Annotated in this window: 8 protein-coding genes and 1 pseudogene; 2 read left to right on the forward strand and 7 right to left on the reverse strand. The window is 65.3% G+C overall.

Features of this window, described 5'->3' with window-relative positions:
- Together BMY06_RS26595 and BMY06_RS26600 are read left to right on the forward strand one after the other, a co-directional pair.
- Positions 1-421: pseudogene (locus tag BMY06_RS26595) on the forward strand (EmrA/EmrK family multidrug efflux transporter periplasmic adaptor subunit); the annotation flags it as partial.
- Positions 422-458: 37 nt separating this feature from the next.
- Complete coding sequence (locus BMY06_RS26600; RefSeq protein ID WP_074986295.1) at positions 459-2,024, forward strand: DHA2 family efflux MFS transporter permease subunit; 1,566 nt, start codon at positions 459-461, stop codon at positions 2,022-2,024.
- A gap of 141 nt (positions 2,025-2,165) precedes the next feature.
- On the opposite strand, the gene truB is transcribed toward BMY06_RS26600, so the two are convergent.
- From truB to scpB, 7 genes are all read right to left on the reverse strand, one after another.
- Positions 2,166-3,125 carry a tRNA pseudouridine(55) synthase TruB gene (gene truB / locus BMY06_RS26605; RefSeq protein ID WP_074986297.1) on the reverse strand — a complete coding sequence of 320 codons (960 nt, stop codon included), beginning with the start codon at positions 3,123-3,125 and terminating at the stop codon, positions 2,166-2,168.
- Positions 3,126-3,135: 10 nt separating this feature from the next.
- Positions 3,136-3,501 carry a 30S ribosome-binding factor RbfA gene (rbfA, locus tag BMY06_RS26610; protein WP_065061229.1) on the reverse strand — a complete coding sequence of 122 codons (366 nt, stop codon included), beginning with the start codon at positions 3,499-3,501 and terminating at the stop codon, positions 3,136-3,138.
- Positions 3,502-3,656: 155 nt separating this feature from the next.
- Complete coding sequence (gene infB, locus BMY06_RS26615; RefSeq protein ID WP_065061228.1) at positions 3,657-6,611, reverse strand: translation initiation factor IF-2; 2,955 nt, start codon at positions 6,609-6,611, stop codon at positions 3,657-3,659.
- Positions 6,612-6,764: 153 nt separating this feature from the next.
- Positions 6,765-8,240 carry a transcription termination factor NusA gene (gene nusA / locus BMY06_RS26620; RefSeq protein ID WP_065061227.1) on the reverse strand — a complete coding sequence of 492 codons (1,476 nt, stop codon included), beginning with the start codon at positions 8,238-8,240 and terminating at the stop codon, positions 6,765-6,767.
- Positions 8,237-8,695, reverse strand: a complete 459-nt coding sequence (gene rimP, locus BMY06_RS26625) for a ribosome maturation factor RimP (RefSeq protein WP_065061251.1) — start codon at positions 8,693-8,695, stop codon at positions 8,237-8,239. Before rimP ends, nusA begins: the two co-directional genes overlap by 4 nt.
- A gap of 667 nt (positions 8,696-9,362) precedes the next feature.
- Positions 9,363-11,231, reverse strand: a complete 1,869-nt coding sequence (gene rluB / locus BMY06_RS26630) for a 23S rRNA pseudouridine(2605) synthase RluB (protein ID WP_074986299.1) — start codon at positions 11,229-11,231, stop codon at positions 9,363-9,365.
- A gap of 97 nt (positions 11,232-11,328) precedes the next feature.
- Entirely contained in the window at positions 11,329-12,342 is a 1,014-nt protein-coding gene (scpB, locus tag BMY06_RS40260; RefSeq protein WP_074986300.1) for an SMC-Scp complex subunit ScpB, read from the reverse strand.
- Positions 12,343-12,608 lie beyond the last annotated feature (266 nt).

Below are 12,608 nucleotides of genomic sequence, written 5' to 3' on the forward strand. Positions count from 1 at the left end.
CGGCCAGCCGGTGGAAATGACCGCGGACGTGTACGGCTCGTCGGTGGTGTATCACGGCAAGGTGGTGGGCTTCTCGGCGGGCACGGGTTCGGCGTTCTCGCTGCTGCCGGCGCAGAACGCGACGGGCAACTGGATCAAGGTGGTGCAGCGTCTGCCGGTGCGTATTTCGCTGGATCCGGAAGATCTGCAGAAGCATCCGCTGCGTATCGGTCTGTCGATGCAGGTTGACGTCGACATCAAGAATGATGCGGGCAGCCAGCTCGGCAACGCGCAGAACACGGTGTACGAGACGAACGTGTTCGAGAAGTATGGCGATGAAGCCGATGCGGAGATTGCGCGGATTATTTCGCAGAACGCGGGTCCGAACGCCAACAAGGCAGCGCAAGTTTCGTCGGCGAAAACGCCCGCGAAAATGATGTAAGCGCAGCGCCGATACGAAGCGAACAACAAAGCATTCAATGGCAGCACAACAACCCGTCGTCCATCCGCCGCTACAGGGCGCGCAACTCGTGATCGGCACCATTGCGGTGTCGCTCGCGGTGTTCATGAACGTGCTGGACACGTCGATCGCGAACGTCTCGATTCCGTCGATATCGGGCGACCTCGGGGTCGCCTCCGATCAGGGCACGTGGGTCATCACGTCGTTCGCGGTTGCGAATGCGATCTCGGTGCCGCTCACGGGCTGGCTCACCGAGCGCATCGGCCAGGTGCGCCTGTTCATGGCGTCGATCATTCTGTTCGTGATCTCGTCGTGGCTGTGCGGCCTCGCGCCCACGCTGCCCTTCCTGCTCGCCGCGCGCGTGCTGCAGGGCGCCGTGGCCGGCCCGATGATCCCGCTTTCGCAGACGCTGCTGCTCGCGAGTTACCCGCGCGCGAAAGCGCCCATCGCGCTTTCGATGTGGTCGATGACCACGCTGATCGCGCCGGTGGCCGGCCCGATTCTCGGCGGCTGGATCTCCGACAACATCTCGTGGCCGTGGATCTTCTATGTGAACATCCCGGTCGGCATCGCGGCGGCCATCGCCACGTGGGCGATCTTCCGCAACCGCGACTCGGCCATCCGCAAAGCGCCGATCGACGGTGTCGGCCTCGGCCTGCTGATCGTCTGGGTCGGGTCGCTGCAGATCATGCTCGACAAAGGCAAGGATCTCGACTGGTTCTCGTCGACCACGATCGTCGTGCTCGCGCTCACGGCCGTGATCGCGTTCGCGTTCTTCGTGATCTGGGAACTGACCGCCGAGCATCCGGTGGTCGACCTGTCGCTGTTCGCGCGGCGCAACTTCACGGGCGGGACGATCGCGCTGTCGGTGGGCTACGGGCTCTACTTCGGCAATCTCGTGCTGCTGCCGCTGTGGCTGCAAACCGATCTCGGCTACACCGCGACCGACGCCGGTCTCGTGATGGCGCCCGTGGGCTTTTTCGCGATCCTGCTTTCGCCGATCACGGGCCGCATCCTGCCGCGCACCGATCCGCGCTATATCGCGACCGCCGCGTTCGTGGTGTTCGCGCTGTGCTTCTGGATGCGTTCGCAGTACACCACCGGCGTGGACACCTGGGCGCTAACGGTTCCGACGTTGATTCAGGGTATCGGCATGGCGGGGCTTTTCATTCCGCTCGTCTCGATCACGCTGTCCGGTTTGCCGGGCAACCGCATTCCGGCAGCGTCGGGTCTGTCGAATTTCGTGCGGATCATGTGCGGCGGCATCGGCACCTCGATCTTCGAGACCGCGTGGGACCATCGCACGATCTTCCATCATGCGCGTCTCACCGAGCAGGCCACGCCCACGAGCCCGGTCTTCAATCAGTCGATGCAGCAGATGCAGAACGTGGCCGGCCTCGATCCGTCGCAGGCGCACGGACTCTTCGACCGCATGACGACGCAGCAGGCCGCGCAGCTCGGCGTGAACGATCTGTTCTGGATTTCGTCGGTGATCTTTATCGTGCTGATCGCGCTGATCTGGATTACGCGCCCCGAACGCTCGGGCGGTGGCGATGCAGGCGCGGCGGCTTCGGCGGCGCACTGAGGTTCGCATTCGATCTCGCTCACGGCTCGATCGGTTGATCGGGTCGTGAATGCAAAAACGGCACGCACGGTGTGAACCGGCGTGCCGTTTTTTATTGTGCGATGTGCGCTATGACCTGTGCTGTGACTTGCGCCGCGCGAATCAAGCCGCGCCGCTCACCACCAGACGCTCCGGCGCGAGCACGCCGTTACCCGCCTTCGCCACGCCGAGCAGACGCCCCGCTTCGTCGTAGACGCGCACGCGATCGGCCGCCTCGCACGCCGCGCGATCGAGCACCAGCTCGTTGAGCGGCAGACGCTGGCCGTGCGTGAAACGGCGCGCCGCGTCGGCGTTCAGCGTGAGCGCCGGAAACGTCGAGAGCAGCGCATCGACCGGCTGCAGCCAGGTATCGCGCTGCGGTTCGTCGGCAGCCGTGAGCGCGTCGAGCGTCACCGCATGGTCCAGCGTCAGCGCGCCGACGCCGGTACGGCGCAGCATCACCAGATGCGCGCCGCAGCCAAGCGCCTCGCCGATATCCTCGGCGAGCGTGCGCACATAGGTGCCCTTGCTGCACGTCACGCGGAACGTGACGTCCGGCAGGCTGCACGCGAGCATGTCCAGCGCGAGTATTGTCACCTCGCGCCCTTCGCGCTCGACCGTCTGGCCCGCGCGCGCGTATTCGTAGAGCGGCTTGCCGTCGCGCTTGAGCGCCGAATACATCGGCGGCACCTGCACGATATCGCCGACGAACTTCGTCATCGCCGCGCGCACGGCGGCTTCGTCGCAGTTCACCTCACGCGTTTCCACCGCTTCGCCTTCGGCGTCGCCCGTGGTCGTGCGGATGCCCAGACGCAGCGTCGCCTCGTAGGTCTTGTCGGCTTCGAGCAGATCCTGCGAGAACTTGGTCGCCTCGCCGAAACACAGCGGCAAGAGGCCCGTCGCGAGCGGATCGAGCGTGCCGGTGTGGCCCGCCTTCTTCACGCGATACAGACGCTTCGCGCGAATCAGCGCGTCGTTGCTCGACAGGCCGAGCGGCTTGTCGAGCAGCAGCACGCCGTCGAGCAGACGGCGCGGCACTTTAGGGCGAGCCTCGCCCGGACTCTTCTTCGATGATGCTGTCATGCTGGAGACGTCAGTCGTCCTTGGCGCGCGTGGCGTTCGCCTCGTCGATCAGGCGCGACATCTCCACGCCCTTCTCGACCGACTGGTCGTAATGGAAATGCAGCGTCGGCACCGTGTGGATGTGCAGGCGCTTGAACAGTTGATTGTGCAGATGGCCCGCGGCGTGATTGAGCGCTTCCTGGGTGGTCTTGGGATCGCCCGTGAGCGTCGTGAAATAGACCTTGGCGTGCGCGTAATCGGGCGTCAGTTCCACGCTCTGGATCGTCACGAGACCCACGCGCGGATCCTTCACTTCGCGCATCAGCTCGGAGAGATCGCGCTGGATCTGATCGGCGATCTGTACGTTGCGATTCGGAGAAGAACGTTTTTTCGGCATGATGGTTCCACCTCATTGGTGCGAGGCATTCAGGCGGCGCGCTTTATCGCTAATTTCGCGGAGGTCAAGCGGCCGCACAAAAAACACGTGCAAAAAGACAAACGGGCGGGGCTGGCCAGCGCCCGCCCCGCCCGTCTTGCGTATGCGCTGGAGACTTACAGCGTACGCGCGACTTCGGTGATCTCGAACACTTCGAGCTGATCGCCTTCGACGATGTCGTTGAAGTTCTTGATCGACATACCGCACTCGAAGCCTTGCTTGACTTCCTTGACGTCGTCCTTGAAGCGCTTGAGCGAGTCGAGTTCGCCGGTATAGATGACCACGTTGTTGCGGATCACGCGCACCGACGACGAACGCTTGACGAAACCGTCCGTGACCATACAGCCGGCGACGAGGCCAACCTTCGGTACGCGGATCACCTGGCGCACTTCCGCCATACCCGTCACGACTTCGCGCTTCTCCGGCGCGAGCATGCCCGACATCGCCGCCTTCACCTCATCCACTGCGTCATAGATGATGTTGTAGTAGCGGATGTCGATGCCGTTCGCTTCGGCAACCTTGCGCGCCTGTGCATCCGCACGCGTGTTGAAGCCGATGATGACCGCCTTCGAAGCCGTTGCCAGATTGACGTCCGACTCGCTGATCGCACCGACCGCGCTGTGCACGATCTGCACGCGCACTTCGCCGGTCGACAGCTTGAGCAGCGATTGCACCAGTGCTTCCTGCGAACCCTGCACGTCGGCCTTGACGATGAGCGGCAGGTTTTGCACTTCGCCTTCCGCCATCTGCTCGAGCATGTTTTCGAGCTTCGCGGCTTGCTGCTTGGCCAGCTTCACGTCGCGGAACTTGCCTTGACGGAACAGGGCGATTTCACGCGCCTTGCGCTCGTCCGGCAGCACGATGACTTCTTCGCCCGCGCCCGGCACTTCCGACAGACCCTGGATTTCGACCGGGATCGACGGGCCGGCTTCCTTCGCCGGCTTGCCGGTTTCGTCGAGCATGGCGCGCACGCGGCCGTAGGCGCTGCCTGCCAGCACGACGTCGCCGCGATTGAGCGTACCCGACTGAACCAGGATGGTCGCGACCGGACCCTTACCCTTGTCGAGCTTCGCTTCGATCACGATGCCCTTGGCCGGCGCTTCGACCGGTGCCTTCAGTTCCAGCACTTCGGCTTGCAGCAGCACGTTTTCGAGCAGATCGTCGATACCCGCGCCGGTCTTCGCCGACACCGGCACGAACGGCGAATCGCCACCGTACTCTTCCGGCACGACGCCTTCCGCGACGAGTTCCTGCTTCACGCGTTCCAGATTCGCATCCGGCTTGTCGATCTTGTTGATCGCCACGACGAGCGGCACGCCGCCCGCCTTCGCGTGCGAGATGGCTTCCTTCGTCTGCGGCATCACGCCGTCGTCGGCTGCGACCACCAGAATGACGATGTCGGTTGCCTTCGCACCGCGGGCACGCATGGCCGTGAAGGCCTCGTGACCCGGCGTGTCGAGGAACGTGATGACGCCACGCGGCGTTTCGACGTGATACGCGCCGATGTGCTGCGTGATGCCGCCCGCTTCGCCCGCTGCAACCTTGGCGCGGCGGATGTAGTCGAGCAGCGAGGTCTTGCCGTGGTCGACGTGACCCATGACGGTGACGACCGGCGGACGCGGCAGTTGCTCGGCGTCAGTCGTGGTGGTCGTGCCTTCGACCAGCAGCGCTTCCGGATCGTCGAGCTTCGCGGCAACCGCATGGTGGCCGAGTTCCTCGACGATGATCATCGCCGTTTCCTGGTCGAGCATCTGGTTGATGGTGACCATCTGGCCCATCTTCATCATCACCTTGATGACTTCCGATGCCTTCACCGACATCTTGTGCGCGAGGTCGGCGACCGTGATGGTCTCCGGCACGTGCACTTCACGGACGATCGGTTCGGTCGGCGCCTGGAACGACGATGCGCTGTCCTGATGACGGCCACGGCCCTTCGGGCCGCCGCGCCAGCCGCGGTCCACGCCGCCCGACGAGTCGCCGCGCGTCTTGATACCGCGACGCTTCGATGCGTCGTCCTGCCAGCCGCCCTTGCCTGCGCCCGGCTTCTTGTTGCGGTCGCCCGCGCCGGCACCCGGCGCGCTCGTCGAGGGCGCAGCCGCGGTGGCGGGCTTTTTCGCACCCGCGCCTGCTGCCGGACGTGCAGCCGCACCTTCCGGACGCGCCGGCTTGTGCAGCGTGCCCTTGGCTTCGGCAGGCTTCGGCGGCTCGACCGGCTTCGGCGGTTCGACCGCCTTGACCTGCGCCTTGCGCGGCGTGTTCATCATTTCGCGGATCGCGCGCGCTTCGGCTTCGGCGGCCGCGCGACGACGCGCGATCTCGTCCTGTTCCTTCTGCGCCTTGTCGGCGGCTTCGCGTGCGGCGGCCTCGGCCTTCTGAGCCGCTTCGCGTTGCGCGGCGCGCTCGGCGGCGGCGCGCTGTTCGTCTTGCTGGTCCTGCTGCTGTTTCACTTCCTTCGATTCCGCTTCGGCATTGCGCTGTGCAGCCACGGCTTGAGCGGCGAGCTCACGCGCGGCGGCTTCGGCCACTGCCTTTTTCTTTTCTGCTTCTTCCTCGGCGCGGCGGCGTTCGGCCTCGGCGGCCTCTTCGCGCGCACGGCGCTCCGACTCTTCGCGCGCGAGCAGCTCCTGGCGCTCCTTGAGCTCCTGAGCCTGACGCTCGAGCAGCTCGGCCTCGCGGCGTGCTTCTTCTTCGCGGCGCTGCAGCTCCGCCTCTTCGGCGGCGACTGCTGCGTCGGCGGCATGATTCGATGCCTCCGCCTGTTCGGCGGACTCGTCGCGGCGGACGAACGTGCGCTTCTTGCGCACCTCGACCTGAATGGTGCGTGCCTTACCCGTCGAATCGGACTGCTTGATCTCCGACGTATGCCGTTTCGTCAGCGTGATCTTGCGCTTGTCCGCGTCGGTCGAACCGTGCGACTTGCGCAAGTGGTCGAGCAGACGCGCCTTGTCAGTTTCCGACAAGGCATCGCTCTCGCTCGCTTTCTGGACGCCCGCTGCCTGCAGCTGCTCCAGCAGCACGCCTGCAGGCATTTTCAGTTCCGCGGCAAATTGGGCTACGTTGTTACTCGCCATTCATTCCTCTTAATGCAAGGACCGATTCCTTGCGGTTGACATCGGTTCATGCGGCCGTGGGTGCCTCGCCTGGCGAGGCCCCGCCGCGATCAGTTCAATGGGTCATGGTCGCTTCCTGCTCGTCGCGCCCCGGTTCCAAACCTGTTGCCAGGCTTACTGGAACCAGTGCTCACGTGCCTTCATGATCAACGCCTTGGCGGCGTCCTCTTCCATTCCCGTCATTTCGACCAGCTCGTCCACGGCCAGCTCGGCGAGCTCGTCGCGGGTGTGAACCTCGTGCTGCGCCAGCTTGGCAAGCAGTTCGGGGTCGATGCCGTCCAGACTCTTGAGGTCCAGCGCGGCGCTTTCGACTTTCTCCTCGTTCGCGATAGCCTGCGTGAGCAGCGCGTCGCGAGCGCGGTTGCGCAACTCGTGCACGGTGTCCTCGTCGAACGCCTCGATTTCCAGCATTTCGTTGAGCGGCACGTAGGCGATCTCTTCGAGGCTCGTGAAGCCTTCGTCGATCAGGATGTCGGCGACTTCTTCGTCCACGTCGAGACGCGCCATGAACAGGTCGCGCAGCACCGTGCGCTCCTGATTCTGCTTCTGCGCGGATTCGTCCGGCGTCATGATGTTGATCTGCCAGCCGGTCAGTTCGCTGGCAAGACGCACGTTCTGGCCGCTGCGGCCAATGGCGACCGCAAGCTCGCTTTCGTCGACCACGACGTCCATCGAGTGCTTTTCTTCGTCGACGACGATCGACTGCACGGCCGCCGGCGCGAGCGCGCCGATAACGAACTGGGCGGGATCCTCCGACCATAGCACGATGTCGACGTTTTCGCCACCGAGCTCATTGCGCACGGCCTGCACGCGCGAACCGCGAATGCCGACGCAGGTGCCGATGGGGTCGATACGCTTGTCGTAGGCCACCACGCCGATCTTGGCGCGCACGCCCGGATCACGCGCCGCCGCCTTGATCTCCAGAAGGCCTTGCTCGATTTCCGGCACTTCCATTTCGAACAGCTTCATCAGGAACTCGGGCGCCGTGCGCGAGAGTTCGATCTGCGGGCCGCGCGCGGTGCGGTCGACCTTGCCGATCCAGGCGCGCACGCGGTCGCCCACGCGCAGGTTTTCCTTCGGAATCAGCTGGTCGCGGCGCAGCAGCGCTTCGACACGGCCCGATTCGACGATGAAATTGCCCTTGTCCATGCGCTTGACCGTGCCGGTCATGATGCTTTCGCCGCGCTCGAGGAAGTCGTTGAGGATCTGCTCGCGCTCGGCGTCGCGCACCTTTTGCAGGATGACCTGCTTGGCGGCCTGCGCGCCGATACGGCCGAATTCCACCGACGGAACCGGCTGCTCGACGAAACCGTCGATCTGCGCTTCGGGATCTTGCTCGCGTGCTTCGAACAGCAGGATTTCCTGATCCGGCTCCTGCAGACCCGCCTCGTCCGGCACGATGCGCCAGCGGCGGAACGTCTCGTGTTCGCCGCTTTCGCGGTCGATGTGCACGCGGATGTCCGCATCCTCGTCGAAGAGTTTCTTGGAGGCCGACGCAAGCGCCGCTTCAAGGGCGGCGAACACCACGTCCTTGTCGACATTCTTCTCGCGTGCCAGCGCATCCACCAGCATCAACACTTCGCGACTCATTGTTTGCGGCTCCTAAAGTCAACTTTGGGGATCAGGCGGGCTTTGTCGATGTCCGCGAGCGTGAAATCGAGCATCGCAGGACCCGCCTTCCCTTCGAATTCCAGACCGATGGTTTCGCCTTCCGGGGCATGCACGATGCCGCGGTACGATTTCCGTCCGTCCAATGGCTTTTTCAACGTGATAACCGCTTCGCAGCCCGCGAAGCGTTCGAAGTCCGCCAGCTTTTTCAGCGGCCGGTCGAGGCCGGGCGACGAGACCTCGAGACGTTCGTAGTCGATGTTCTCGACAAACAGAACGTGCTGCAGCTGACGCGTGACCTTCTCGCAATCCTCGATCGCGATACCCGCAGGCTGATCGATGTAGATGGCCAGCATGCCGCGCCCGGTGCGCTCGAGGTCGACCAGCTCGTAACCGAGCCCGGTGACCGTGGTTTCAATCAGTTCCGTCAGTTGCACAATGCCCACTCCAGATATTCGCGCAGCGAGCCGGCAACTTCCTGTTCCTGAGAGTCAAACGGGATTCGCGGGCCGCGCGCCAGATGAGCGCGCGCTCTTGCACCTACTTGCGCGTGACCCAGATGGCGAACCCACCCCGACGTGATGTCCGGCGATGCGATGCCCGGTTCTGCTGCCCGGGGGCTTCGACGTCGGATTCGACGCCTGCGCGATGGGTGTATTCGACTACTTTTTCACCGCACATCGCGCACTGCCTCGAAACCCGAAACCGTTACGAAACCGCTTCGATCACATACCGATCACATTCGGCCGAGCCAAAAAAAAATGGGCGAAACGCCCATCTTCTCACTTAGCCAGGTGGTCGCACCTGGGACGCAAATAAAAGCCGCACGCCCAGCGACTCCGAGATTGTAGCCTTTTTCCGGCTCTAACGCAAACCGCGCAAGGCGAACGGCCATGCGTTATGCACGGAATATCGGCCGCCCTGAGGCGTTTTCAAGGCGTTTTATGGCGATTTCCGCACTTTGCGCTTCGGGCGCCGTCGACGCGTGCGATACCGGCTATGTCACACGCATGTCGCATTCGCGCGACGGTCGTCGCCGTATCGACGAACGGCGGGGCACGGCGCGAGGACAGAGCCCCCGCGCCACCGACCCACGCCGTACGCTCAGTGCCCGCGCGTGCGGTTGCGCGGCGTGCCGCGCTGGCCGCCCCGGTTGCCCGGTGCGCGGTTGCCGCCGCCGTTGGCGTTCGCGTTGCCGCCCGGGCCACGGCGATTGCCGCCCGCACCGGCGTTGCCGCCCGCACGCTTGCCCGCTCCCGGTGCGCGATTGCCGTCGACGTCGCCACGGCCGCCGCGGTTGCCGTTACCGCCGCCATTGCCGGCATTACCACCATTACCCCCATTACCCCGGCCCGGACGATTGCCGCCCATGCCGCCGAAGTTACCCGAGCCGCCGCCAAAGCCACCCGCCGCCGCACCGCGGCGGCCTTGACCCGGACGGCCCTGGCCCTGACCCTGACGCGACTGTGCCATCGCACCATGCGAGCTCAGCACCGGCTCGCGGTTGATGAAGCCCATCGAGGTCTGCATCGGATCCGGCTGACGGCGCTCCTGTTCCTTGCCGCCCCGGCCACCCTTCTCGTCGCTCGGCGCCTTCAGGCCAACCGACGCCATCAGCGCACGCACCTGGTTGTCCTCGAGCTCTTCCCAGCGGCCGCGCTTGAGGCCCTTCGGCAGCGCGATCGGACCGTGACGCGTACGGATCAGGCGGCTCACCATCAGGCCCGCCGCCTCGAACATACGGCGCACCTCGCGGTTGCGGCCTTCGGCCAGCGCGACGTGATACCAGTGATTCGTGCCTTCGCCGCCGCCGTCGCGGATGCGCAGGAAGCTCGCCGGGCCGTCTTCGAGCTCGACGCCCTTGAGCAGCTTCTGACGCATCCCTTCGCTCAGCTCGCCGACCACGCGCACCGCGTATTCACGCTCCACGCTGTAGCGCGGATGCATGAAACGGTTGGCCAGATCGCCCGAGGTCGTGAGCATCAGGAGACCTTCGGTGTTGAAGTCGAGACGGCCGACGGCCAGCCACTTCGCCGTCTTCATCGGCGGCAGGCGGTCGAACACCGAGGCACGGCCTTCGGGATCCGCATGGCTGACGATCTCGCCGGTCGGCTTGTGATAGATCAGCACACGCGGCGGCTTGTTCTGCAGCTTGCGCTTGATCGGCTTGCCGTTGATGCGGACCTGGTCGGTCGGCAGAATGCGTTGGCCGATGTGCGCCGGTTCGCCGTTCACCGAGACGCGCCCGGCGATGATCAGCTCTTCCATGTCGCGGCGCGAGCCCATGCCCGCGTCGGCCAGCACCTTGTGCAGCTTCGGCGCGTCGTCGTCCGGGCTCAGCACGCGCTTGGGCTGCTGGGCGCGGCCACGGCGCAGCATCGGCGCGTTCACGCCCGAGCCCGCACCGTTGTCGGCGTCGAATGCCGGCGACGTCACGTACAGGAACAGATCGTCCTGATTGCCTTCGCCCGCAGCGGCCGCCGGCGCGTCGCCGCCAGCCTTGCGGCCACGGCCGCCCTTGGCGCCGGCCGTCTTGCCGCCCGCGCCGCCTGTGCTCTTGCCAGCCGGCTTGCCCGCCGGTGCATCCGCGCCGGCCTGTGCGGCGTTGGCCGGATTCGCGCGGCGGCCGGGCTTCTTCGCACCCGTCGCGCCGGTCTTGGCGCCCGCTTCCTTGCTGCGCGGCGCGCGCGCGGGAGCGGCGCTTTCCGGCGCGGCCTCGGCGCCCGTTTCGGCTTCGCCCGGCGCTGCTGCGCCTTCGGCGCCCTTGCCCTTGCCGCCAGCGCGGCGCCGGGCGATCAGGCTGCGCGGACCGCGGCGCAGGCCACGGCGCGGACGGTCCTCGCCGTCGGCCGAACCTTCGCCCGCGTGCGGCGCGGCGCTTTCGGCCGAGCGCGAGTCGTCGTCGCGCGTGGAGGACGCGCGACGCGCGGATTCGGACGCGTCGGCCGAATCGGTGTCGTGGATATCAGTCAAAACAACCTCGAAATGTCAGGTTGCGCGCCCGGCTGCGGGGGCGCGTCAAAAGTGTTCTTGCGTCAGACGCCGCGCGAGGCGGCTACGTTGTCCGTCCTCAGACGGGGTCGTCCTGCGCCGCGTCGCGGCGGTCTTCGTTTTCTTCTGCGGGCGTGCCGGCAAGGTGGCCGGCTGACTCCGTGATGTGCGCGTCGGCGCGATCCGCGTGGACGGACGGCGTGTGCGCCGCGTGTTCGTCCAAGGCATCGACGATGACGTCTGCCTCGGCGCCGGCTTCGTCTACGTCTGCATTCGCCGCGCTATCCATACTCTGCGCGCCAGCTTGCGCTTCGGCCACGGCGCGGTCGCTGGCCGGCGCGTCCTGATGCGCCACCGCGATGTCATCCACCGCGTCTTCGACCGCTTCCACGCCGGCTTGCGCGTGTTCCACGCTATCCGGCGCACTTTCTTGCACGGACGCATCGGCCATGCCCGTTGCGTCCGCCGCGGCGGCTTGCGCCGCCTCGCCTTCGGGCGCACCCGCGGCGATCAGCTGTGCCACTTCGCTGTCCGGAAACTCGATCGCATGCTGCGCGAGCAACTGCTCGCCGAGCTGATTCGACGGATCGTCGAGCGGCGGCAGTTCTTCGAGCGACTTCAGGCCGAGATCGTCGAGAAACTGACGCGTCGTGGCATAAAGCGCGGGACGTCCGGGTACGTCGCGATGACCGATGACTTCGATCCAGTTACGGTCTTCGAGCTGTTTGACGACCTGCGTATTGACGGTCACCCCGCGAATCTCTTCGATATCGCCGCGCGTGACCGGCTGCCGGTACGCGATGATCGCGAGCGTCTCGAGCACCGCGCGCGAATAACGCGGCGGCTTTTCGGGATGCAGGCGGTCGAGGTAAGTGCGCATGGCCGGCTTGCTCTGAAAGCGCCAGCCGGACGCGAGGCCCACCAGTTCGACGCCACGCCCGGACCAGTCGTGACGCAGGTCTTCGAGCAGGTTACGGACCGTGTCGGCCGAAATATCGTCGGCAAACAGTTTGCGCAGATCGCCGATTTTCAGCGGCTCCTGCGTGCAGATCAATGCAGTCTCGAGGACGATTTTCGCCTCTTGGGTATTCATGCAGCCAGCTCAGACCCTAAGTAAGGTAAACCAGGTTCAAGGAACCGGATCAGACAGACAGAGACGATGTGGAACTGGAGACGCGCTCGCCCGATTCTGATCGGTCATATTGATGGGAGCACGCACCGGGGGGCCGCAAACAACGCAGAAGCAGGCAAAGTGCCAGACCCAGCCGGACGGAGCAGCGAAATTCCCGCAGGGAATCGCGTGACTGAGCGCCATCTTACGCAAAAACGCCGGGTGCGTAAAGACGGCTTCAGGCGCGT

The organism is Paraburkholderia tropica (assembly GCF_900109265.1).
Lineage (GTDB): Bacteria > Pseudomonadota > Gammaproteobacteria > Burkholderiales > Burkholderiaceae > Paraburkholderia > Paraburkholderia tropica.

Excerpts from the sequence above, each read along its gene's own strand:
- nusA (WP_065061227.1), bottom strand. The coding sequence starts at position 8,240 with ATGAGTCGCGAAGTGTTGATGCTGGTGGATGCGCTGGCACGCGAGAAG.
- infB (WP_065061228.1), bottom strand. The coding sequence starts at position 6,611 with ATGGCGAGTAACAACGTAGCCCAATTTGCCGCGGAACTGAAAATGCCT.
- BMY06_RS26600 (WP_074986295.1), top strand. The coding sequence starts at position 459 with ATGGCAGCACAACAACCCGTCGTCCATCCGCCGCTACAGGGCGCGCAA.
- truB (WP_074986297.1), bottom strand. The coding sequence starts at position 3,125 with ATGACAGCATCATCGAAGAAGAGTCCGGGCGAGGCTCGCCCTAAAGTG.
- rbfA (WP_065061229.1), bottom strand. The coding sequence starts at position 3,501 with ATGCCGAAAAAACGTTCTTCTCCGAATCGCAACGTACAGATCGCCGAT.
- scpB (WP_074986300.1), bottom strand. The coding sequence starts at position 12,342 with ATGAATACCCAAGAGGCGAAAATCGTCCTCGAGACTGCATTGATCTGC.